The organism is Roseibium sp. MMSF_3412, from assembly GCF_030733265.1.
GTDB lineage: Bacteria > Pseudomonadota > Alphaproteobacteria > Rhizobiales > Stappiaceae > Roseibium.
The window spans coordinates 536,379-559,401 of record NZ_JASHJI010000002.1 but is presented as its reverse complement, the minus strand read 5'-3'; the positions used below and the strand labels follow the sequence as shown (position 1 = coordinate 559,401).

The 23,023-nt window shown below is 61.1% G+C and carries 22 protein-coding genes and 1 pseudogene; 5 read left to right on the top strand and 18 right to left on the bottom strand.

Features of this window, described 5'->3' with window-relative positions; genetic code table 11:
* Window positions 1-131: pseudogene (locus tag RBB49_RS06215) on the bottom strand (LacI family transcriptional regulator); the annotation flags it as partial.
* Between the two features lie 172 nt (window positions 132-303).
* Between RBB49_RS06215 and RBB49_RS06210 the strand changes: the two are divergent.
* Window positions 304-1,311, top strand: coding sequence for a LacI family DNA-binding transcriptional regulator (locus tag RBB49_RS06210; RefSeq protein ID WP_306141834.1), 1,008 nt, complete (start codon window positions 304-306; stop codon window positions 1,309-1,311).
* A gap of 19 nt (window positions 1,312-1,330) precedes the next feature.
* Here the strand turns inward: RBB49_RS06210 and RBB49_RS06205 are convergent, their stop codons facing one another.
* From RBB49_RS06205 to RBB49_RS06195, 3 genes are all read right to left on the bottom strand, one after another.
* A complete protein-coding gene (locus RBB49_RS06205) occupies window positions 1,331-2,470 on the bottom strand; it encodes a Gfo/Idh/MocA family protein (RefSeq protein WP_306141833.1) in 1,140 nt (379 codons plus the stop codon).
* On the bottom strand, window positions 2,467-3,369 hold the full coding sequence (locus RBB49_RS06200; RefSeq protein ID WP_306141832.1) for a TIM barrel protein: 903 nt from the start codon (window positions 3,367-3,369) through the stop codon (window positions 2,467-2,469). Before RBB49_RS06200 ends, RBB49_RS06205 begins: the two co-directional genes overlap by 4 nt.
* Before the next feature lie 68 nt (window positions 3,370-3,437).
* Window positions 3,438-4,574, bottom strand: a complete 1,137-nt coding sequence (locus tag RBB49_RS06195) for a Gfo/Idh/MocA family protein (protein ID WP_306141831.1) — start codon at window positions 4,572-4,574, stop codon at window positions 3,438-3,440.
* A 103-nt stretch (window positions 4,575-4,677) separates the two neighbouring features.
* On the opposite strand from RBB49_RS06195, the gene iolD reads away from it, so the two are divergent.
* From iolD to RBB49_RS06175, 4 genes are read left to right on the top strand one after another with little or no spacing between them, the layout of a single operon-like run.
* Complete coding sequence (iolD, locus tag RBB49_RS06190; protein ID WP_306141830.1) at window positions 4,678-6,558, top strand: 3D-(3,5/4)-trihydroxycyclohexane-1,2-dione acylhydrolase (decyclizing); 1,881 nt, start codon at window positions 4,678-4,680, stop codon at window positions 6,556-6,558.
* A 2-nt stretch (window positions 6,559-6,560) separates the two neighbouring features.
* Entirely contained in the window at window positions 6,561-7,535 is a 975-nt protein-coding gene (gene iolC, locus RBB49_RS06185; protein ID WP_306141829.1) for a 5-dehydro-2-deoxygluconokinase, read from the top strand.
* Window positions 7,536-7,547: 12 nt separating this feature from the next.
* Complete coding sequence (locus tag RBB49_RS06180; RefSeq protein ID WP_306141828.1) at window positions 7,548-8,390, top strand: 5-deoxy-glucuronate isomerase; 843 nt, start codon at window positions 7,548-7,550, stop codon at window positions 8,388-8,390.
* On the top strand, window positions 8,387-9,220 hold the full coding sequence (locus RBB49_RS06175) for a class II fructose-bisphosphate aldolase (protein ID WP_306141827.1): 834 nt from the start codon (window positions 8,387-8,389) through the stop codon (window positions 9,218-9,220). The genes RBB49_RS06180 and RBB49_RS06175 overlap by 4 nt, the downstream gene beginning before the upstream one ends.
* Before the next feature lie 13 nt (window positions 9,221-9,233).
* Here RBB49_RS06175 and RBB49_RS06170 read toward each other — a convergent pair whose 3' ends face one another.
* From RBB49_RS06170 to RBB49_RS06105, 14 genes are all read right to left on the bottom strand, one after another.
* A complete protein-coding gene (locus RBB49_RS06170; RefSeq protein ID WP_306141826.1) occupies window positions 9,234-9,629 on the bottom strand; it encodes a RidA family protein in 396 nt (131 codons plus the stop codon).
* Between the two features lie 24 nt (window positions 9,630-9,653).
* Entirely contained in the window at window positions 9,654-10,340 is a 687-nt protein-coding gene (locus tag RBB49_RS06165; RefSeq protein WP_306141825.1) for an ABC transporter ATP-binding protein, read from the bottom strand.
* Entirely contained in the window at window positions 10,337-11,086 is a 750-nt protein-coding gene (locus tag RBB49_RS06160; RefSeq protein ID WP_306141824.1) for an ABC transporter ATP-binding protein, read from the bottom strand. Before RBB49_RS06160 ends, RBB49_RS06165 begins: the two co-directional genes overlap by 4 nt.
* Window positions 11,079-12,062 (bottom strand): branched-chain amino acid ABC transporter permease, encoded by a 984-nt coding sequence (locus tag RBB49_RS06155; protein WP_306141823.1) that lies wholly within the window; start codon window positions 12,060-12,062, stop codon window positions 11,079-11,081. The genes RBB49_RS06160 and RBB49_RS06155 overlap by 8 nt, the downstream gene beginning before the upstream one ends.
* Window positions 12,059-12,979 (bottom strand): branched-chain amino acid ABC transporter permease, encoded by a 921-nt coding sequence (locus RBB49_RS06150; protein WP_306141822.1) that lies wholly within the window; start codon window positions 12,977-12,979, stop codon window positions 12,059-12,061. The genes RBB49_RS06155 and RBB49_RS06150 overlap by 4 nt, the downstream gene beginning before the upstream one ends.
* 59 nt (window positions 12,980-13,038) lie before the next feature.
* Window positions 13,039-14,175, bottom strand: a complete 1,137-nt coding sequence (locus tag RBB49_RS06145; RefSeq protein ID WP_306141821.1) for an ABC transporter substrate-binding protein — start codon at window positions 14,173-14,175, stop codon at window positions 13,039-13,041.
* Window positions 14,176-14,311: 136 nt separating this feature from the next.
* Window positions 14,312-15,940, bottom strand: a complete 1,629-nt coding sequence (locus RBB49_RS06140; RefSeq protein WP_306141820.1) for an AMP-binding protein — start codon at window positions 15,938-15,940, stop codon at window positions 14,312-14,314.
* Window positions 15,941-16,050: 110 nt separating this feature from the next.
* On the bottom strand, window positions 16,051-16,503 hold the full coding sequence (locus tag RBB49_RS06135; protein ID WP_306141819.1) for a cupin domain-containing protein: 453 nt from the start codon (window positions 16,501-16,503) through the stop codon (window positions 16,051-16,053).
* 27 nt (window positions 16,504-16,530) lie between these two features.
* Window positions 16,531-17,676, bottom strand: coding sequence for an acyl-CoA dehydrogenase family protein (locus RBB49_RS06130; protein ID WP_306141818.1), 1,146 nt, complete (start codon window positions 17,674-17,676; stop codon window positions 16,531-16,533).
* Window positions 17,676-18,476, bottom strand: a complete 801-nt coding sequence (locus tag RBB49_RS06125) for an enoyl-CoA hydratase family protein (RefSeq protein WP_306141817.1) — start codon at window positions 18,474-18,476, stop codon at window positions 17,676-17,678. The genes RBB49_RS06130 and RBB49_RS06125 overlap by 1 nt, the downstream gene beginning before the upstream one ends.
* Window positions 18,469-18,939 (bottom strand): MarR family winged helix-turn-helix transcriptional regulator, encoded by a 471-nt coding sequence (locus RBB49_RS06120; RefSeq protein ID WP_306141816.1) that lies wholly within the window; start codon window positions 18,937-18,939, stop codon window positions 18,469-18,471. The genes RBB49_RS06125 and RBB49_RS06120 overlap by 8 nt, the downstream gene beginning before the upstream one ends.
* Window positions 18,936-19,679, bottom strand: a complete 744-nt coding sequence (locus RBB49_RS06115; protein WP_306141815.1) for an SDR family NAD(P)-dependent oxidoreductase — start codon at window positions 19,677-19,679, stop codon at window positions 18,936-18,938. The genes RBB49_RS06120 and RBB49_RS06115 overlap by 4 nt, the downstream gene beginning before the upstream one ends.
* Window positions 19,676-21,973 carry a bifunctional salicylyl-CoA 5-hydroxylase/oxidoreductase gene (locus RBB49_RS06110; protein WP_306141814.1) on the bottom strand — a complete coding sequence of 766 codons (2,298 nt, stop codon included), beginning with the start codon at window positions 21,971-21,973 and terminating at the stop codon, window positions 19,676-19,678. Before RBB49_RS06110 ends, RBB49_RS06115 begins: the two co-directional genes overlap by 4 nt.
* 142 nt (window positions 21,974-22,115) lie before the next feature.
* The gene (locus tag RBB49_RS06105; RefSeq protein WP_306141813.1) at window positions 22,116-23,021 is read right to left on the bottom strand and encodes a LysR substrate-binding domain-containing protein; all 906 of its coding nucleotides are present in this window, start codon (window positions 23,019-23,021) and stop codon (window positions 22,116-22,118) included.
* Window positions 23,022-23,023 lie beyond the last annotated feature (2 nt).

Here is a 23,023-nt window from a genome sequence, read left to right as displayed (position 1 = left end):
CCGTTCTTAACAACTGACCAGAACGCATCATTCGCCTGACCATGTGACACAACAATGATGTCCGTCGCAAATGCGGGCGAAGACACTGCCAGAGCACCTGCCACGAGGGCACTTTTCACGATATTCTTCATGTAATTCCTCCCAAGTTCTCGGCTCGACGTCACACTTTCTCCAAAGCGGGACGTGCCTGTTGTCAAACAATCACAATCTCAAAAACTTTGCAACCGGTTGCAAAAAAATTGACGCATCAGGTCATTCGTGTAGGTTCGATGCTCAGATGAACGATCTGGTTGGACAAAGGGCTTGGCGGTAACACTCAAGGAAGTCGCGGAACTGGCGGGGGTTTCCCGTTCTGCTGTGTCCCGAACCTTCACCGACGGCGCCAGCGTGTCGGCGCGTACGCGGGAAAAGGTGGAGAAGGCGGCCAAGACGCTCGGATACAAACCATCCCTGATTGCCCGAAGCCTTGCGACAAACAGGACCAAACTGATCGGGCTCGTTGCGAACAATTTTCAGAACCCCGCGTTTCTCGACGTGTTCGACCTGTTCACCAGCGAATTGCAGAAACGCGAACTCAGACCGCTTCTCGTCAATCTGTCGGCGGAAACTTCGCCCAAAAAGGTCGTCGAACTGCTGCGTCAATACAGCGTCGACGGTGTCATCGTCGCCACGTCCACCCTGCCGACAAGTTTCGCGATCGCCTTCCAGACGGCGGGTATCCCGGTCATCCACACATTCGGCAAGTTCCAGGCGAATGCCAATGTGCATGTCGTCGGGATCGACAATGACTATTGCGGCGCCATGGCGGCGCGGACGTTCTCGGAGCGCGGGTACAGCACCGTCGCCCTGCTCGGAGGGCCGGAGACCGCGACATCCACCCAGGACCGGTCCGCCGGGTTTCAGCGCACGGCCGCCGAGCTCGGATTGAAGGTCGCGAAGGTCTGCTTCGCGGAGAACTACACCTACAAGGCCGGGCGGGATGCGATGCGGGACGTGCTTAAGGATCCGGAGGTCGAAGCGGTATTCTGCGGTGACGACCTCATCTGCATGGGCGCCATGGATGCTGCCCGCGACGCGGGAAAATCCATACCGGAAGATATCGGTTTCCTGGGCTTCAACGATATCGGCATGGCCGGCTGGGACGCTTATGCACTCACCACCATCAGGCAGCCTATCCGTGACATCATCATGAGTTCCGTCGAACTGGTCGTCGGCATGGTGGAAAATCCGGGCCGGAGCCCGGAAATCCGTCTGTTTCCCTGCTCGGTAATCGAGCGCGGTTCCTTGCGGCCGCTACCGGAAGCCGGCTAGCCGCGCAGGAGACCGCCTGTCAGAGCCCGACCCAGGCTCCTTTCGAGCTGGCCGAGCGAGCGGCAGCCTCGATTGCCCGCATGGACCACAATCCGTCGGTTGCCGTCGGGAAATCCAGCGCGAGCGGATCGGGTTCCTCACCGCGTTGTTCCGCCCGAAGGACATCGGCGAGATCGTGATAGATGTTGGCGAACGCCACCGGCATGCCTTCCGCATGTCCGATCGGTATCCGGGAGGCCCGGACGGCCTGGGGAGACAGGGACGCATCCCCGCGCTCCAGAACCTGGGTGCGGCCATTCAAGGGTGTCCAGTGCAACTGCTCGGGATGCTGCTGCTGCCAGGACAGGCCGCCCTTTTCACCGAAGACCTGCAGGGTCAGGCCGTGCATGCGCCCGACCGCAATGGCGCTGGTCCAGAGCCGGCAAAGGGCGCCGTCGGACAAACGGATGTTGATCATGGCATCGTCTTCCAGCTGCCTGTCCCCGACCATGGAGGCGAAATCCGCCGACAGCTCGGCGGGTGTCTGTCCTGAGACGAAACAGGCCATGTGGAAGGCATGTATGCCGGCATCGGCAAACACGGCCGACGTTCCGGCCTGAGCCGGATCGTAGCGCCAGCGTATCCTCGGATTGTCGGCCTCGTCCGCATCGGCGTGAAAGCCATGGGCAAACTCCGCCTTGATGAGCCGCACCTTGCCGAGTTCACCCCCGTCGATCATCGCCTTCATCTGGCGCACAAGCGGATAGCCGCTGTAGCCGTAATTGACCGCGCAGATGCGACCTGTTCGCTTCGATACCGCCACGATATCTTCGGCTTCCGCGGCGGTCATAGTCAGTGGTTTTTCGCACAAAACGTGAAAGCCGGCTTCCAGAAAGGCGCGCGAGATCTCGTAATGGGTCGCATTGGGGGTTGCGACCGTGACCAGATCAAGCCGATCCGGCCGGGCGCGTTCGGCTTCGAGCATTTCCCGCCAGTTGCCGTAGGCGCGATCGTCGGCGATGCCAAGCTCCGTGGCAAAGGCCTTGCCGCGCGCCGGATCAATGTCCAGCGCGCCGGCTGTCAGGTGAAAATGTCCGTCGAGCGCTGCGCTGATACGGTGGGCCGGGCCGATCTGGGAGCCCTGTCCGCCGCCGATCATGCCCCATCTGAGTTTGCTCATGCTGCGACCTCAAATCCTATGGAATGGAGAAAACTACGGTTTTCACGGGCGTCGTCCAGCGGCGACTGCGCCTTTTCGGGGTCGCAGTCCTGCTCAACCGTGCACCAACCTTCAAAACCGGAGGCCTCCAGCTTCGCCTTGACGGCCGGAAAATCAACCGACCCCTTGCCGAGATTGCAGAAGATTCCGTCGCCGCAAGCATCGTAGAAATCCGTGCGGTTGGCGACGGTACGGGCGCGGACATCCGGGTCTATATCCTTGAAATGCATATAGGAAATCCGATCCATGTGGCGATCCATGAAGGCCAGCGGATCGAAGTCGGCATAGAGGCTGTGGCCGGTGTCGAGACAGATCTTCAAAAGGCTTTCATCAACTTCCTGCAGCAGGCGCTCGACTTCGTCCTCGAAGTCCATGAAGCCGCCGGCATGGGGGTGGATAGCCGTGATCAGGCCGTACTCTTCCGTGCCCATCCTGGCGATGTCCCGGATCTTGGCGCAGTAGCCGCTCCATTCGGAAGCGGACATCTGCTCGGCCTCCGCCGGGCGTCCCGCAGTCGGCGCGCGGCGCGGCGAGATGCTGTCGATCAGGACAAGGTGCCTGGCACCGTGGGCCTTGAGTGCCTCGCAGGTGCGCACGGACCCGTCCTTGACATCGTCCCATTTGGCGGGCTCGTGAAAGGGGCGGAACACCACGCCGCCGATCAGTTCCAGATCCCGTTCGGCGAGCGCGTCGCCAAGCTCGGCAGGGTCTTCGGGCATGAAGCCGACCGGGCCGAGTTCGATGCCCTTGTAACCGGCATCCCGGCATTGATCGAGCACCGTCAGCCAGGGCGGATTGCGCGGATCATCTGCGAATTCAACGCCCCAGGAACAGGGTGCGTTTCCGATCTTGATTGTCATGTGATGCATCCAGAAAAGACAGTCCGGTTCTTAGGGTGCGGCGTCATAAATGAGACCGTACCCCAGACCTAGACGTCGTCGAGTTTGATCCAGTTTTTGGATTCGTGCGATTGCCAGGCTGCTTCAACAACCTGATTTACATAAAGGCCGTCCTCGAAGGCTGGCCAGATAGTCTGTCCTGTTTCAATGGCTGTCAGAAAATCCTTGGCCTCAATGATGATCTGGTCCTGATAGCCGGTTCCGTGTCCCGCACCCAGGCAGAAATTGACATAGTCGGGATGATGCGGACCGGTCAGGATCTTGCGGAACCCTTCCCGGGACGGGTTCTGCCCGCCTTCATAGAGCCAGAGCGCGTTCTGATCTTCCTGGTCGAAGCGGATGGCGCCTTTTGTTCCGAAGATCTCGTAGGCATAGCCCATCTTTCTGCCCCAGGCGGTGCGGCTGATATAGAGCGAACCGAGCGCGCCGGAGGCAAAGCGGCACATGATCTGGGCCTGGTCGTCGTTGGTGACCGGAACCATGCCGTTCTCGGAAGGGCGCTCCTTCACGACCGTGTCGATCTCGGCCAGCAGGCGATCGATCGGACCGGCAAGTGCCTGGGAACCATTGATGATGTGGGGCGCGAGGTCGCCCATGTTGCCGTTGGCGCGTCCCTGGGCACGCCATGTCCCCGGCAGATCCGGGTCGGCGAAAAAGTCTTCGGTGTGTTCACCGCGAAGATAGGTGACGTCGCCGATCTCGCCGGCTTCGATAATCTCGCGTGCTAGCTGGGAGGCGGGCGTTCTGATGTAGTTGAACCCGACCATGTTGATGCAGCCGGATACCCTGGCTGCCGCCGTCATGTCCCGGCTCTGCTGCAGGTTTTCGCCAAGCGGTTTCTCACAGAAAACCGGCTTGCCAAGCTCGAACGCCGCCGTTGCGATCTCCAGATGGGTTTTCTGGGGAGATGCAATCACGATCGCTTCTACCTTCGGGTCCTGCACGAGCACGCGCCAGTCGGCGGTCGACCGTTTGAAATCGAGTTCGCGCGCCTTGTCGGCGGCACCGTCCGGTGTGGTCGTACAGACCATTTCAAGGACGGGCCGCAGCCGTGTGTCGAACACGGCGCCCACGGCGTGCATGGCGACGGCATGGGCTTTTCCCATGTAGCCGCCCCCGACGATGCCGATGCCAATCTCGCGCGTTTCCATTCGTTTTTGATCCATTTTTGCAACCGCTTGCAAAACAGCTAAACACCCATTAGCTTTCACAGTCAAGAGCCCCTCGGGGCGCAGACAAAAAATCCGTTTCGGGAGGTTAAAGAGGCCCATGGTCCAGAAAACGGTGCGCCTGACGATGGCGCAGGCTCTTGTACGCTATCTGGCTGCACAATACGTCGAAATCGACGGGCGGAAGTTGCGGTTCTGTGCCGGCGGATTCGGCATTTTCGGGCATGGCAACGTGACCTGCCTCGGCGAAGCGCTTTACGAGCACAGGCAAGAGCTGCCGCTGTGGCGCGGACAGAACGAACAGTCCATGGCGATGGCCGCCGTCGGCTATGCCAAGCAGCAGCTGCGCCGCCGTTTCATGTTCGCAACCTCTTCGGCGGGACCTGGAACAACCAACCTGCTGACCTCGGCGGGGATCGCGCACACCAACCGCCTGCCGCTGCTGATGCTGGCTGGCGACGCTTTCGTCACGCGCCTGCCGGACCCGGTGCTGCAGCAGGTTGAGCATCCGTCCAATCCGGGTCTTTCGGTCAATGACGCCTTCAAGAGCGTGACCCGTTTCTGGGACCGCATCACGCACCCGGCACAGCTGCTGCAGTCGCTCCCGGCGGCAATCAATACACTCATCGATCCGGCCGATTGCGGCCCGGTGTTCCTCGGGCTGCCGCAGGACGTGCAGGGATGGGCCTATGACTATCCGGAGCAGTTCTTCGCGGAAAAGACGCACCACCTCCGGCGGCAACTCCCCGACACGCGGGAACTCGCTGCCGCGGCGGAAGCGCTCAAGAGCGCGGAACGCCCGCTGATCATTGCAGGTGGCGGTGTGCAGTATTCACAGGCAACAGCCGAGATGCAGGAATTTGCGCGCAAGCACAGTATTCCCGTTGTTGAAACGATTGCCGGGCGGGCCAACTTCGTTCATGACGACGCACTGAACTGCGGCCCGGTCGGTGTCACCGGGTCGAACTCGGCCAACAATCTGGCGAAGGAAGCCGACGTCATCCTTGCCGTTGGAACGCGTCTTCAGGACTTCACCACCGGGTCATGGACGGCGTTCGCGGCAGATGCCCGGATCGTTTCGGTCAATGTCGGACGGCACGATGCGGCCAAACACATGTCGCTGCCGGTCGTAGGAGATGCGAAACTGTCGCTTCCGGTGCTCTCCGAGGCGCTTGGTTCCTTTGCGGCGCCGGGAATTTGGGTTGAGCAGGCCGCCAGAGAACGCGCGGACTGGGCGGCCTATGTCGACGAAAACACTTCCCCGGTGACAAAGGACGGCAGCAACCGGCCGATGTCCTATGCCCAGGTTATCGGTGCGGTCAACGACGTCTGCGACCCGGACGACCGCGTCGTTGCGGCGGCAGGCGGGCTGCCGGCGGAAGTCACCGCCAACTGGCGCACGAAATCCCTCGGCAGCGTCGACGTCGAGTTCGGCTTTTCCTGCATGGGTTACGAGATATCCGGAGGCTGGGGCGCAAGGCTCGGTCACATGGAAGACCATCCGGACAAGGACACGATCATCTTTGTCGGAGACGGCTCCTACATGCTGCTCAATTCCGACATCTACTCCTCGGTGCTCTCCGGTGCGAAGATGATCGTCGTCGTCTGCGACAATGGCGGCTTCGCGGTGATCAACAAGCTGCAGAACAACACCGGCAACGAATCCTACAACAACCTCATTGCCGACTGTAAGCTGGCGGTCGAACCATTTGCCGTCGACTTCGAGGCGCATGCGCGCGCCATGGGAGCGAACGCGGAAACGGTCTACTCGATCAGCGAACTCAAGGAAGCATTCGGACGCGCCAAGCAGTCCGACCGAACCTATGTCATTTCCCTGAAAGTGGATGCCTTCGAAGGCTGGACACAGGAAGGCCATACGTGGTGGGAAGTCGGCACACCCGAAGTCTCCAACAGTGAACGGGTGCGCAAGGCGCACGTGGACTGGGAAGCCGGGCGCGCTCCGCAGAGAAAAGGCGTCTGACCGTGTCAGCCTACCTGAACGAGAAGTCGAGGTTTCTGGTGCTCGGGCGCGCGGGGATGGATTTTTACGCCGATCCGCCGGGCACAGAAGCAGAGCATGCCACGCAGTTCACCACCGCGCTTGGCGGGTCGTCCGGAAACATTGCCGCGGGGATCGCTCGGCATGGTCTTTCCGTCGATCTGCTGACCTGCGTTTCCGACGATTCCATTGGCCGGTTCGTTCTGAACCAGCTGAAGCATTACCGGATCGGAACCGATCATGTGCGCGTCCTGAGCGGCGAATCCCGCACCTCTCTCGCCGTCACCGAAACCCGGATCGAAAACACGCAGAACACGCTTTACCGCAACAATGCCTCGGACCTTCTGATGAGTGTCGATCAGGTGCTCTCAGTTCCGTTTGCTGACTACGAAGCGCTGATCGTCACAGGCACGGCGCTTGCCGGCAATCCGTCGCGCGAGGCAACCTTGCGCGCGCTGGAACATGCGCGCCGGGCAGGTGCGCTGGTCGTGATCGATCTGGACTACAGACCCTATTCCTGGCCAAGCGCGCTTGAGGCTGCCGAGATCTATCGCGCCGCGATCGAAACGGCGGATTTTGTTGTTGGAAACGATGACGAGTTTGCGGTCGTTGCCAACGGGACTCATGAAGACGGGCAGAAGCTTGCGAGCGGGCTCGGAACGGGTGACAAGGTCATCGTCTACAAGCTCGGTGAGCGCGGTTCCGTCGTCTATTCGGCCGAAGGAAGTTTCGAAACGGGCATTTTCCCCGTTGAAGCCATCAAGCCAATGGGCGCAGGTGATGCCTTCATGGCTTCGTTCATGGCGTCGCTTGCAACCCGGCATTCGCTGAAGGAGGCCGTTCTGAGGGGATCGGCTGCAGCGGCGATGGTGGTATCGAAATTCGGCTGTGCGCCAGCCATGCCGACACCAGCCGAGCTTGAAACCTTTCTTTCCAATCACTCAGCCCCACAGTCCTGAGGAGATAACTCCATGCACTTTCCTCCCTATGACAATGAGAACAAGGCCATAATCGACGTCGAGGACAGCCGGGTTCCGCTCAACTATTTCAACATCGTCAAGCTGAGCCGGGGGCAGGCCTTCGAATATGCCGTGCCCGGATATGAGACCGCGATCGTACCGGCGACCGGCAGCGTTGATGTGGAAGTTGAAGGGGTCGCATTTTCCGCGCTCGGAAACCGTGGGGCCGATGTCTGGGACGGCGAGCCGGAAGGCGCCTACGTGCCGAGCGGTGCCAAGGCGCGTATGGTGTGCGTGAGCGATGAGGCGGAGGTCTTCATTGCCGGGGCCAAATACGACAAGGTGCTTGAGCCGTTCGACGTGCGCGCGAGCGACATCGATCTTGTCCAGTACGGATCGGACGACACCAAGACACACCGGAAGATCAAGCATATCCTCGGAACCAAGTATCACGACAAGGTCGGGCGTCTGCTTGTCTCGGAGCTGTTCACGGTCGGGCAGGGCGGATGGTCGGGCTTTCCTCCGCACAAGCACGACACGGACCGGATCCCGGAAGAAAGCCGGCACGACGAAACCTACAATTTCCGCTTCCGCCCGAAAAAGGGCTTCGGCATGCAACTGGTGCAGCGCGAGGACGGCGAAGTGGGCGACGCCTACCATATCGTCGACGGCTCGACGATCGTGCTGGACAAGGGCTATCACCCCTGCGTGGTCGCGCCGGGTTACGAGATGTATTACTTCACCATTCTCGGCGGTTTGTCGCAGCGCTCCCTGGTGCAGTACTTTCAGCCCGACCACGCCTGGCAGATCGAGACCATTCCCGGCATCAAGGACATGATAGCGAAGTTCAAATGACCGCTGCGACGCTCGCCGAGGTTCTCAAACCTGCTCTCAGCGAAGGCTACGCGCTTGCCGGGCTCGTGGTGCTCGGATGGGAAGACGCGGTTGCCTTCGTCGAAGCCGCCGATGAGGCCGGGTGTCCGGTCATTCTCCAGGCGGGTCCCGGATGCCGCACGCATACGCCGGTCCCGGTGATCGGCAGGATGATGCGCCACCTTGCCGATCAGGCTAGCGTTCCGGTGGTCTGCCACCTCGATCACGGCTACACGATCAATGAGTGCCGGGAGGGGATCGATCACGGGTTTACTTCCGTGATGTTCGACGGCTCCAAACTGCCGATATCCGAGAACATCGAATTGACGGCGGGGCTCGTTCGCGAAGCACACGCGGCCAACGTCTCGGTCGAAGGCGAGGTCGGCTATGTGGGCTATGCCGAGGGCGCGGCGTCGGCCTTCACCGATCCGGAAGAAGTGGCGCGGTTCGACCGGGAGAGCGGTGCGGATGCGATCGCGGTGTCGGTCGGCAACGTCCATTTGCAGACAGAAAAGACTGACGGCATCGACTTTGATGCGGTCAGGGCGATCGAAGAGGTGACGTCGAAGCCGCTCGTCCTGCATGGCGGCAGCGGAATTCTGCCTGAAGTCCGCCGGCGGCTGGCGCGCGAAACGCGGGTGTGCAAGTTCAATCTGGGAACCGAGTTGCGGCAGACATTCGGCCGGGCGCTCAGGCAAACGCTTGCGGACCGGCCCGAGGTGTTTGACCGGCTGGCGATCCTGAAATCGACCATGCCGGCAATGCGGGACAGTGTCTCAGATATCCTGAAAACAATCACGCTCAGGGATTAAGCATCAATTCCGTTCAGTCGAGCTGGGCGGTTGCCTCGATCTCGATCAGGGCCTCGTCCTCGATCAGGCCGGCGACGATCACGACGGACATGGCCGGAAAGTGACGCCCGAAGACCCGTCTGTAGGCCTGGCCGACGTCTTTCTGACGCGCCAGGTATTCGCGCTTGTCCGTGATGAACCACGTCAGGCGCACAATGTCCGTCACCTCGCCGCCGGCTTCAGTGACGATCTCGGCGATGTTTTTGAGCGTCTGTTCCATCTGGCCGATGAAATCGTGCGTTTCGAACACCTGGTCCCTGTTCCAGCCGATCTGACCGCCGATGTGCAATGTCCGGCCCTTGGTCAGCATACCATTTGCGTATCCCTTGGCAGGTGCCCAACCTTCTGGCTGAATGTGTTTCGATGGCATGGCTTCAGACTTTCCTTGGATGTTTCAGACGCCGATATAGGTGGTTGTTATGTCGTCGGTGAGTTCATGGATCGTGCCGTCCCAGACGGACTTGCCCCGTTCCAGAATTGTGGCGCTGTCGCAGACGTCGCGGAGTTCGCGGATCGACTTGTCGATGACGAGGATCGAAAGACCGGTTTCCGCCTTCAGCTTGCGGATCACGGACCAGATTTCCTGGCGGATGATCGGGGCCAGACCTTCCGTTGCCTCGTCCAGGATGAGCAGCCTTGGATTTGTCATCAGGGCGCGGCCGATGGCCAGCATCTGCTGTTCGCCACCTGACAGCGAGGAGGCGTTCTGGTTGCGCCGTTCACCGAGCCTCGGGAACATCTCCACGACCCGTTCAAAGGTCCAGTCGCCCGGCCGGGCTGCCGCGATCAGGTTTTCATGAACCGTCAGATTGCCGAAGCAGCGGCGGCCTTCGGGAACGAGACCGAGACCCAGACGGGCGGCGCGATGGCTGGGAAGCCGTGTCAGGTCCGTGCCGTTGAAAGTGAGCGTGCCGTTCGCGGCAAGCATGCGGCAGATGCATTTCACCGTCGTGCTCTTGCCCATGCCGTTGCGTCCAAGGAGCGCGCGAACCTCGCCCTCGCCGATGCTGAGATCGACACCGAACAGGGCCTGGCTGGCGCCGTAGGACGCCGTGACGTTGGAGGTGGTCAAAAGGCTCATGCATCTTCTCCGAGATAGGCTTCCCGAACGGCGGCATCTGCGCGGATTTCCTCGACGGTCCCGGTGGCAATGACTTCGCCATAGACAAGAACGCTGATCCTGTCGGCAAGGGCGAATACCGCATCCATGTCGTGTTCGACAAGGAGGATGGGTGCCTCGGCACGCAGTTCATCCAGAAACCCGGTCAGGCGCTTGGAGCCTTCCGAGCCCATGCCGGCCATCGGTTCGTCCATGACGAAGGCCCTGGGCTGTTTCGTCAGGGCCACGGCGACTTCCAGCTGGCGGCGCTGGCCGTGACTGAGTTCCGCGGTCCGGGTGAGGGCGTGATCCTGCAGACCGACGCGGTGCAGGGCCTCCTCGGCCCTGGTGCGAAGATCCTTGTCCTTCAGAACGTCGCCCCAGAACCGCCAAGGATTCGCCGTAGCGCCAAGCGCACCGAGAACCGCGTTCTGCAGAACCGTGTCTTCCATCGCCAGCGAGGAAATCTGGAACGTGCGTCCGAGCCCCAGTTGTGCGCGCTCGCGCGTCGCCAGCCCCGTGACGTCTTCGCCGCGCAGATAAACGGCCCCGGAATCCGGTTTCAGCGTTCCGCAGATCTGACCGATCAGGGTGGTTTTGCCGGCTCCGTTCGGCCCGATGATGGCGTGGATTTCCCCGACCTTCAGGTCGAGCGATATGTTCCGGCTGGCGCGCAGGGCGCCGAAGCTCTTGCAGATATCGCGGGTTTGGAGAACCGGGTCAGTCATGAACGGCCTCCTTCCCGGAGGCAAGTCCGATCAGGCCGCCCCGGCCAAAGAGCACGATCAGCAGAAGCAGGATGCCGAGATAGATGTGCCAGTAGTCGCTGAGGCCGCCGAGCCAGTGTTCGAGCGCGACAAAGGCGAGCGCGCCGACGACCGGTCCATAGAGACGTCCGACACCGCCCAGGATGAGGAAGATCATGATTTCGCCGCTGGTCTGCCAGCTGAACATGGTTGGGCTGACGAAGCGGTTGAGATCTGCAAAAAGCGCTCCGGCGAGGCCTGTGATGGCACCGGATATGACAAAGGCAACGAGCTTCAGCCGGGTCGGGTCGAGACCGACTGTTTCCACGCGGACGGGGGCTTGCCGTGCGGCGTTGAGGGCGAGCCCGAACGGGGACTTCGACAATCTCCAGGTGAACAGCAGCACGAGGCACAGGATCACGAAGCACAGGCCGTAGAACTGGATCGGCGCGAGTGTGTTCAGGCCGGGGAAGCCGTTGCGTACATAGATCGACAATCCGTCTTCGCCGCCATATTCCGCCCAGGAAATTGTGAAGAAGAAGAACATCTGTCCGAAGGCCAGCGTGATCATGATGAAATAGACGCCAGCCGTTCTGAGCGACAGGGCACCGATGACCAGCGCTGCGAGCGAGGACACGAGGACGGCGACCAGCCAGATGATGGGCATCGACTTCGTGCCGTCGATCAGGACCGGCCACTCGGCCAAGGCCGTGTAGGTCTGCGCGTGGTAGGCGAGAATGCCCATCGCGTAGCCGCCGATACCGAAAAAGACGGCATGGCCGAGGCTGACGAGCCCTCCGATGCCGAGGGCGATGTTGAGCCCGATCGCGGCGATTGCGAAGATCGCGGCGCGGGTCATCAGCGTGATCGTGAACGGTTCGTCCGCAAACAGCGCCCAGGCCGGAATGAGAACAAAAAGCCCGAGCGTCAGCGCATTCAGATAGGTTTCCCGGATCATGCGCGCGCTCCGAACAGGCCTGCAGGGCGCAGGATCAGAACCGCTGCCATGAGAATATAGATCGCCATGGAAGCGAGCGAGGAGCCGACGGATGTCGCCGTGGAGGGGTCGAGGAAAAGCTTCAGTGCCTCAGGCAGGAAAATGCCGCCGAGCGTGTCTGTCAGTCCGACGAGAACAGCTCCGACAAGTGCGCCCTTGATCGAACCGATGCCGCCAATGACGATGACGACAAAGGCCAGGATGAGCACCGGCTCGCCCATGCCGACCTGGACCGACTGGATCGCCCCGACCAAGGCTCCGGCGAGACCTGCAAGCGCCGCGCCGAGCGCGAAGACGATGGTGTAGAGCCTGGCGATATCGATGCCGAGTGCGGCTATCATTTCCCGGTCGTTTTCACCGGCCCTGATCTGGATGCCGAGGCGGGTCCTGGAAATGAGCATGTAAAGTCCGAGAGCGACCAGAAGACCGATGACGATCAGCGTCAGCCGGTAAAGCGGATACTCGATGCCACCGGGAAGGGTCACGGGGCCGGAGAGAAAATCCGGCACATCGAGGAACAGAGGGAACGATCCGAAAACCCATCTGGTGCCTTCGGAGAAGATCAGGATCAGCGCGAAGGTTGCCAGCACCTGGTCGAGATGGTCCTTGTCGTAAAGCCTGCGAATGACCACGAGTTCCACGAGCGCGCCAGCAGCGGCAGCGCCGGCCAGAGCGGCAACAAGACCCAGCAGAAACGATCCGGTTGCGGCAGCAACGGCTGCCGCGCAAAAGGCCCCGATCATGTAGAGCGAGCCATGCGCAAGATTGATCAGGCCCATGACGCCGAAGATCAACGTCAGGCCGGCCGCCATCAAAAAGAGCATGATGCCGAATTGCAGGCCGTTCAGAACCTGCTCTATGAGCAATAGAAATGACATGAAAACACAGCCCCCATACCGCCCCGGCTCAAGGCCGGGACGGCATTGTTGGAGATCACTTACATGCTGCAATCGCCTGCATAGGCGTCGGCATGATCGGTGAGCGCGGCTGCGAGGATCTTGTTGGTGAAGACGTCACCTTCCTTGATGACCTCGCGGACATAGATGTCCTGAACCGGGTGGTGGTTCGGACCGAACTTGAAGTCGCCGCGCGTTGAAGCGAAGTCGGCTTCCTTCAGGGCCGCGCGGAAGGCATCTGCGTCCTTGACGTCAGCCTTGGCCATTGCCGAGAGCAGGAGGTTCGCCGTGTCGAAACCTTGCGAAGCGTAAAGGGACGGCAAGCGGCCATACTCGGCCTGGAACGCTTCGACAAAGGCCTTGTTGGTCGGGTTGTCGATGTCCTTGTTCCACTGGCTGGTGTTCTTCACGCCAAGCGCGGCATCGCCGACAGCCTGAAGGATGCCCTGGTCGAAGGAGAATGCCGGGCCAACCACCGGAAGATCGATGCCGCTGTCCGCATATTGCTTGAGGAAGGAAATCCCCATGCCACCGGGCAGGAAGAAGAAGACACTGTCCGCGCCGGACGCCCGGATCTGGGCCAACTCCGCAGCGTAGTCCGTCTGGCCGAGCTTGGTGTAGAGTTCACCGGCCAGCTCTCCGTCATAGAAACGCTTGTAGCCTGTCAGGGCGTCCTTTCCTGCCGGATAGTTGGGCGCGAGAATGAAGCTGTTCTTGTAGCCGGTGTCCTTGGCGTAGGCACCGGCGGCCTCATGCAGGTTGTCGTTCTGCCAGGCGACATTGAAATAGTTCGGGTGGCATCCCTTGCCGGCGAGTGCAGACGGTCCGGCATTCGGCGACAGGTAGAATTTGCCTTGTGCGGTCACGGACGGGACAACGGCCATGGCGAGGTTCGACCAGATGATGCCGGTGAGAACGTCGACCTTTTCCGACTGCACCATCTTGTCGGCGAGCTGGACGGCAATGTCCGGCTTGCGCTGGTCGTCTTCCACGATCACTTCAAGGTCCGGACTGCCTGCCTGTTTCACGGCCAGCAGAAAGCCGTCACGTACGTCAATTCCGAGGCCGGCACCGCCCCCGGAAAGGGTTGTGATCATGCCGACCTTCACAGGCTCGGCGTGAGCCCCCGTGATACCGATGGCGAGAGCGGCGGCGGCCGCCAAAGTTACCATTTTCATTGCTTGCTCCTGTTGGTCTTTCGACCGCTGTTACCTAGTTTCTGGATCTCCGGCGTTCTCCAAGACGTGCCGGAGCTTGGGGTTTTGTTGTTTTTTGCTTCGTCCGCGCACCCCATTGGCGGATGAACTTTCGCGCCTACGAGTCCTGTCGCAAGCGGAAGCGCTGAATTTTTCCTGTTTCCGTTTTCGGCAGCGTCTCGGTGAAGACGACCGAGCGCGGGTACTTGTAAGGCGCGATCGTTGCCTTGACGTGGTCCTGCAAGGCCTTCTTCGTCGCTTCGTCAGGATTCGTTCCCGCGGTCAAGACGACATGCGCCTCGACGATGGAACCGCGTTCTGAATCCGCGACGCCAATTACGGCACATTCCTGAACCTGCGGATGCGCGAGCAAGGCGGCTTCCACCTCCGGACCGGCAATGTTGTAGCCGGATGAAATGATCATGTCGTCGTTGCGTGCGGCAAAATGCAGGTGGCCGTCCTCGCTCATGGAGAAGCTGTCCCCGGTGATGTTCCAGCCGTTCCGGACATAATCGCGCTGCCGGTCATCGGCCAGGTAGCGGCACCCGGTGGGGCCGCGTACCGCAAGGCGTCCGACATCGCCGGGCGCCACCGGTTCCCCATCCGCCCCGATGATCTTGACTTCGTACCCGGTCACGGGTTTGCCGGTGCAGGCGGGCTTGTGATCGCTAAAGCGGTTGGAGACGAAAATGTGCAGCATCTCCGTTGCACCGATCCCGTCCAGCATCGGCTTGCCGGTCTTTTCCATCCAGGCGTCATAGACGGGAGCGGGCAGTGTTTCTCCCGCAGACACTGCTGCCCGCAGCGAGGACAGGTCCGCGCCTTCCTCCATCGCCTGAAGCATCACGCGGTAAGCGGTCGGCGCGGTGAAGCAGACCGTTGCTTTGTATTTCTGGATGATCTCGATCATGTTGGGCGGCGTTGCGCTTTCCAGAAGGGTTGCCGCTGCACCGAACCTGAGCGGAAACACCGCCAGCCCGCCAAGGCCGAACGTGAAGGCAAGCGGCGGCGAGCCAACGAAAACATCGTCAGGTGTCACGCCGAGCACTTCGTTTGCGTAGCCGTCAGCGATGATCAGAAGATCGCGGTGGAAATGCATCGTCGCCTTCGGCGTGCCCGTGGAGCCGGAGGTAAAGCCGAGCAGGGCAACATCGTCACGGCCGGTCGCGACCGCGTCGTAAAGCACGGGCTTTTCCAGGGCGAGCCTGTCCAGTTCGGCATCGTGGTTGGACGTGCCGTCAAAGCCGATCACCTTTTTCAGGAAGGTGGAGGTCTTGGCGCAGGCGACAAGCTCGTCCATCAGCCGCGTGTCACACAGCGCGAATTCAACTTCCGCCTTGTCGACAATCTTGGACAGTTCGCCCGCACGGAGCATCGGCATGGTGTTGACGACAACGGCGCCTGCCTTGGTCGCGGCCAGCCAGCAGGCGACCATCGCCGGGTTGTTTGCCGACCGGATCAGCACGCGATTGCCTGGCTTCACGCCGAGATCTTCTGTCAACGCGTGCGCAAGGCGATTGGTCCAGTCAGCGAGTTCCTTGTAGGTCCGGCGGCGGCCGTTTCCGATCAGGGCGGTGTGGTCTCCGAACCCTTTCTCGACCATCCTGTCCGTCAGTTCGACAGCGGCGTTGAGGGTTTCAGGATAGTCGAACCCGTCCAGCAGGAAGTCCGGCCACTGGTCCGCAGGCGGAAGATTGTCGCGTGCAAAGGTGTCCACATGCGCGGAGGGCGAGAGTGTGCCAGCCATGATCGACATCTTCCCCTTTTGTTAAACGGAACGCAGAGCATTCCGGCGTCTGACTTCGTCAGTCAAGATGCTCTAACGCTCTTGAAAATACGAGTTATTTTCCTTCCGGACTACTCATTGGCTTCCGGTGGCAGGAAATCGACATCGTGCTCCGCCGAGACGCGCACCACCGCTTCCACGTCCGTCATTTCGTGCAGCTCGTCGAACAGTTCCTTCAGTCTGCCGGCGGGTGAAACCCAGAAGAGCGCCCGGCAGGGACTGTCGGATTTGTTGAAGTAACCATGCGGGACGCCCATGGGCATGCGCACAAGATCGCCGGCCCGCGCCTTGACCCATTCCCCGTCGAGCTTCAGGTCGAGTTCGCCTTCCTGCACCAGAATAAACTCGTCCTGGGTGGGATGAACGTGGACCGGCACAAACTGGCCCGGCTCGGAATTGGTCTCGAATGCAAAGGTCGACTCGCACCAGGCCTTTGGGTAGTAGGTCTGCCCCAGGATGTTGAGCGTTACGCCGTCGAAGCCTTCGCCGTCCCGGGTGATGCCGCCGTCAAGTTCCTTGGTCATGGTCATTCCTTCCCTTCTGGTTGGCCGTCAGAGGCTCTGCAGCGTCTGGCGCGCGATGATGATCTTCTGAACGTCTGATGCGCCTTCATATATGCGCAGTGCCCGGATTTCGCGGTAGAGCTTTTCAACGGTCGTTCCGCTGCGGACACCGTCGCCGCCGTGAAGCTGAACGGCCTTGTCGATCACCTGTTGTGCCTGATCCGTGGAAAACAGTTTGGCCATGGCCGCTTCGCGCGTGACGCGCGGCGCGCCGCTGTCCTTTGCCCAGGCGGCGCGGTAGATGAGGAGCGCCGCAGCGTCGATGTCGAGGGCCATGTCCGCTATGTGCCCTTGAACAAGTTGCAGATCGAAAAGCGGTGCGCCCTGTATTTTCCGTGTCGTGACACGCCGGAGGGCTTCGTCGAGTGCGCGCCGAGCAAAGCCAAGCGCGGCGGCGGCGACCGTCGAGCGGAAGATATCGAGCACCGACATGGCGACCTTGAACCCCGCTCCCGGTGCGCCGATCATGCTGGACCCGGGAACCCGGCAATCGGTGAAACGCAGCGTCGCCAGTGGGTGAGGAGCAATCGTTTCGAGACGTTCGACAACCTCGAAGCCGCCTGCGTCCGGGGTGACGATGAAGGCGGAGAGACCCTTTGCGCCGGGCGCTTCGCCTGTGCGGGCAAAAAGCGTATAGACATCGGCAATGCCGCCGTTGGAGATCCAGGTCTTTTCACCGTTGAGGATGAAGTCGTTGCCGTCTGCCGTCGCTGTCATCGTCGAGTTGGCGACGTCCGACCCGGACTGCGGTTCGGTCAGCGCGAAGGCGGAAATCGCCGCGCCGCTGCGCGATTGCGGCAGCCAGTGTTGCTTTTGCGCGTCGGTGCCGAAGAGCGAAATCGCACCGGTGCCGAGCCCCTGCATCGCGAACGCGAAATCGGCCAGCCCGTCATGGCGCGCAAGCGTTTCGCGGATCAGGCAGAGGCTGCGAACATCAAGCAGGCCGTCCGGAGAACCGGTGTGCGTCAGAAACCCCGCCTGACCGAGATCGGCGACCAGCTTCCGGCAGACCGCATCCGTGTCTTGGTGGTCGAGATTACCGAGATTGGCGACGGCCCATGCTTCCAGCTCGTCGGCCAGTGCGCGGTGACGATCGTCAAAAAAAGGCCAGCTGAGGAATGTCCTGTCTGCCATCAGTCGCCCTCGAAAACCGGTTTTTCCCTGGCCGCAAAGGCCTCGTAGGCCCTGCGGAAATCGTTGCCCTGCATGCAGATGGCCTGCGCCTGGGCCTCGGCTTCGATTGCCTGTTCCAGGCTCATCGACCATTCCTGCGCCAGCATCGTCTTGGTCATGGAATTGGCAAAGGTCGGGCCGGCGGCGATCCGCTCCGCGAGGCCGACTGCAGCGTTCTCAAGCTCCGCCGCTTCAACAACGGCGTTGAAGAACCCCCAGGCGTGACCCTCATCGGCTTTCATGGACCGCCCGAGATAAAGAAGTTCTGCCGCCCGTCCCTGACCGATGATCCTCGGCAGCATGGCGCATGCGCCCATGTCGCAGCCGGCAAGGCCAACGCGGTTGAACAGGAAGGCGACCTTGGCTTCGGGTGTGGCAATGCGCAGGTCGGACGCCATCGCCATGATCGCGCCCGCACCGGCGCAGATCCCGTCGACGGCCGCAATGACCGGCTTGCCGCATCCGAGCATGGCCTTGACCAGATCGCCGGTCATGCGCGTGAATGCCAGCAGCTCCTTCATGCTCATGCGGGTGAGCGGACCGATGATGTCATGGACGTCGCCTCCCGAACTGAAATTGCCTCCGTTGGGGAGGATAACCACAGCGTGGACGTCGTCGGCGTAGTGCAGGTCCCGGAACCAGTCGCGCAGTTCAGCATAGCTTTCGAATGTGAGCGGGTTCTTGCGTTCCGGCCGATCCAGCGCGATCCGCGCGATCCCGTCCGAAATCTCGCATCGGAAATGTTGCACGTCACTACGCATCCGCTCGCTCCTGTTCAGTGCTCTGGGCCAGAACCCTCTCCAGTTTATCCGACAGCGTTTCCAGGTCTTCATCCGTCAGGCCATCGAGCAGGGAATTTATCCAGCTTTCGTGGCGGCTGGCGAGGTTTTCGAATTCCGCTTCGCCCTTTTGCGTCAAACGCGCGACCTGGGCGCGCTTGTCACCGGGAACGGCGACACGCTGCGCCAGACCCTCTTCTGTCAGCTTGTCGACGATGCCGGTCACGTTGCCGTTGGACACCCGGAGGAAGGTGGAGAGGTCACTCATCTTCAGTCCATCGGGAAACCGGGCCAGTGCCGACATGACGTCAAAGCGCGGCAGCGTCGTGTTGTGTCCGTCGCGCAGCCTGCGCCGGATCTCGGCCTCGATCCCGTTCGAGGCTTTCAGGAGCTTCAGCCACACCCTCAGGCGCGCCTTGGAGAGTGTTTCCGATTGACCGGTCATAGCTCGCCCCCCGACAGGCTCAGGGCCTGTCCGTTGACTGACCGGGCGCCGTCGGAGCAGAGCCAGTCCGCCATCTCCGCAATTTCGTCCGGCTGGATGAAACGGCCTTGCGGGTTGTCGGCCTTCAACGTCGCTTCCGCAGTCTCGCGGTCAAGCCCGGTCTTTTCCATGATATTGCCGATCGAGCGTTCCAGCATCGGGGTTTCGACGAAACCCGGGCAGATGGCGTTGACCGTGATCCCTGTTTTTGCAAGTTCCTTCGCCAAGGAACGCGTCAGGCCGACAACGGCATGCTTTGCCGCACAATAGGCGCTGACATAGGGATAGCCCCTGAGACCGGCCGTGGAGGCAATCGCGATCATGCGTCCCCATCCAGAGCTTTTCATGTCGGCCAGCGCAGCCTGCCACACGTTGGCGGTGCCGAGCAGGTTGACGGAGAGCATGCTTTGCATGAGTTCCGGCGAGGTCTTCGAAAACGGCATGCTTTCAGCAGCACCGGCATTTGCAATGACGACACTCACCGGGCCGGCGCTCTTGCGTGCCGCTGCAAAGGCGGTCGCCACGGCCCCGGCATCGGTCACGTCGCACAGCTGGTAGGGAAGGGATTGCGCCGCCAGACTTGCCTCCGTCCGGCCCAAGATTGTGACGGCTGCTCCCTTTTGGGCAAGCAGCGCGGCACAGGCAGCACCCACGCCACTGCCACCACCGGTGACGACAATATGTTTGCCGGTCACACTCATGCGCGCAGGATCTCCGCGTCCCGGTCGGCCAGCCTCCAGGCCTGATCGCGACCGGCGAGATAGGGCAGCGGCCAGTCCGTGGCGTTCCTGTCGCCGATGCGGCTCGCCTCGTGCAAGGTCCAGTAGGGATCGGCCAGATGCGGACGGCCCACCGCGACAAGGTCGGCACGCCCGGCCATCAGGATGGAGTTGGCGTGATCGGCCTCGAAGATGTTCCCGACGGCCATGGTCTGGAGCCCGCCCTCGTTCCTGATCTGGTCGGAAAACGGTGTCTGGAACATGCGGCCATAAACCGGTTTTGCATCCGGTGTTGTCTGGCCGGCGGACACGTCGATGAGATCCGCACCGGCAGCGCGGAACATCCTGGCGATTTCAACCGCATCCTCCGGCGTCACACCTTCGCTGCCGACCCAGTCATTTGCCGAAATGCGCACAGACATCGGTTTTTCTTCCGGCCATACCTCCCGCATGGCCCTGAACACCTCCAGGGGCCAGCGCATGCGGTTTTCCAGCGCGCCGCCATATTCATCCGTGCGGACATTCGAAACCGGCGAGATGAAGGAGGAAAGAAGATAGCCATGCGCGGCATGAAGTTCGGTCATGTCGAAACCCGCGCGTTCGGCCATTTCGGCAGAGCGGACGAACTGGGCCTTTATTTCCGCCATTTCGGCCCGGGTGATTTCGCGCGGGGTCGCATTGTTCGCGGACCAGGGGATTGCCGAGGCGGAAACAATGTCCCAGTTGCCGTCGGCAAGCGGTGCATCCATTTCCTGCCAGCCCAGCTGGGTTGAACCCTTGCGGCCGGAGTGACCGATCTGACAACAGATTTTCGCGTCCGTCTCGTCGTGGACGAAGTCGGTCAGACGCTTCCACGCGGTCTCATGCTCGGGCGCGTAAAGACCCGGACATCCGGGCGTGATGCGGCCCTCGGCGCTGACGCATGTCATCTCGACATAGACAAGACCCGCACCGCCCTTGGCGCGTTCGCCATAGTGGATCAAGTGCCAGTCGGTCGGGGCACCGTCGACGGCCTTGTATTGCGCCATCGGCGAGACCACGATCCGGTTTTTCAGCGGCATCTCGCGCAGCTTGAACGGCGCGAACATCGGCGCGCGCACCGGTGCGTTCGGCGATGCGCCGGACCGGTCCATGAACCATCTTTCCGCAGATTCAAGCCATTTCGGATCGCGCAGGCGAAGGTTTTCGTGACTGATCCTTTGAGACCGGGTGAGCAGGTTGTAGTTGAACTGAACAGGATCCTGATCGAGATAGCGCTCCACATTCTCGAACCACTCAAGCGAGTTTCTGGCTGCCGATTGCAGTCTCAGAACTTCCAGCCGCCGCTCTTCCTGATAGCGCTCAAAGGCCGTTTCCATGTCCGCTTCGCTGTGAAGATAGTCGGCAAGCGCGATCGCGCTGTCGAAGGCAAGCCGTGACCCGGAGCCGATCGAAAAATGCCCGGTTGCAGCCGCATCGCCCATCAGGACGATGTTCTTGTGGTACCACTTCTCGCAGATCACACGCGGGAAATTCATCCAGACGGCGGAGCCGCGCAAGTGGGCGGCGTTGGACATGAGATCGTGGCCGCCGAGATACTTCTCAAAGATACTGCGGCAGGTTTCGACCGTCTCTTCCTTGGACATGTCGGCAAAGCCCCAGCCGTCCCATGTCGGCTGAAGACACTCGACAATGAACGTCGCGGTGTTGTCGTCGAACTGGTAGACATGGGCCCAGATCCAGCCGTGTTCGGTTTTCTCGAAAATGAACGTGAAAGCGTCGTCGAATTTCTGGTGTGTGCCAAGCCAGATGAACTTGCACAAACGCGTGTCGATGTCCGGTTTGAAGACATCCTCGTATTCGGTGCGAACCCTGGAATTGATGCCGTCGCAGGCAACCACGAGATCGTAGTCTTTGCGGAATGTTTCCGCGTCTTCGAACTCGGTTTCGAAGCGCATTTCGACACCGAGTTCCCGGGCCCGTTCCTGCAGCAGGATGAGCATCTGCTTGCGGCCGATCCCGGCAAAACCATGACCGCCGGAGACGGTCCGGACACCGTTATGCTCAACGGCGATATCGTCCCAGTACGCAAAGTGATCCCGGATCGCCTTGGTGCTGACAGGATCGTTGCCTTCCATCCGGCTGAGGGCGTCATCCGAGAGCACGACGCCCCATCCGAACGTATCGTTGGCGCGGTTCCGCTCCAGCACGACAACGTCGTGCGACGGGTCGCGCAGTTTCATGGATATCGCGAAATAGAGACCGGCCGGCCCACCGCCCAAACACGCAATCTTCATCAGATCCTCCAGATGACGACAGCCCCATCAGTTTCATCAGCGAACCACGTTTCGGAAATTACTTCAAGTCTAAAATTTCAAACTTAAAATAAATTCACTCCTGGCATCGAAAGCGGCATGAGTTCCGGATAACGGAGGCTGCTCAGGCGGGTTTGACCCTGCGGCTCACCTGGCGCCGTATCCAGGTCAGGAACTCGGCGGCAGGTGGGCTGATCCTGCCCGGAGGCGTCGCCAGATAGTAGTTGTGCTCAGAATTGTCCTGCACGGATGCCAGGCTGACCAGGGTTCCCGATGCGAGTTCTGACTCGATCAGATAGGTCGGCAGTATCGCTGCGCCCATACCGTTTGCGGCTGCGGCGATCACCAGCGAAAACCTGTCGAAATAGCTGCCGACCTGGACGTGGGCAGCCGTACCGGGCACCGACTGCTGAAAGACTTTCCAGAGGTGTGAGCGCGATGTCATGTGCAGCAGCGGCAGCTTCAAAATGTCTGATTTTTCCTGTACCGGGCTGGCTTCGAGCAGCGCCGGAGATGCGACAACGATTAGATCTTCCGGACACAGGGGGCTGAGCTTTGCGCCCGGCCAGTCATTGGCTCCGAAGTGGATCGCCACGTCGATGCCTTCCTCGACAAGGTCGAAAGGTTCCGAGCGGCTGTGAACCATCAGGTCCAGGTTCGGGCGAAGTTCCTTGAAATGCTTCAGCCGGGGCACGAGCCAGCGGGTTGCGAAGGAGGGCAGGGCCGCAATGGTCAGCAGTTCCTGGGTTCCGCCCGCAGCGACGGCCTGGCTGATTGTGCGCCTGAGCCGAGACAGATCGGAGAAAACGCCCTCTGCAAGCGATTTGCCGGCCTGTGTCAGGCGGATACCGCGCCCTTCCCTGCGGAACAGCGGTGCGCCGATCTGATCCTCCAGTTCCTTGACCTGACGGCTGACACCACTTTGCGTCAGGCCGAGTTCTTCAGCTGCGGCAGTAAAACTCTGATGCTTTGCCGCCGCCTCAAAGCAGCGCAAAACCGAGATACTGGGGATCGGAAAGTCGCGTTCCATGG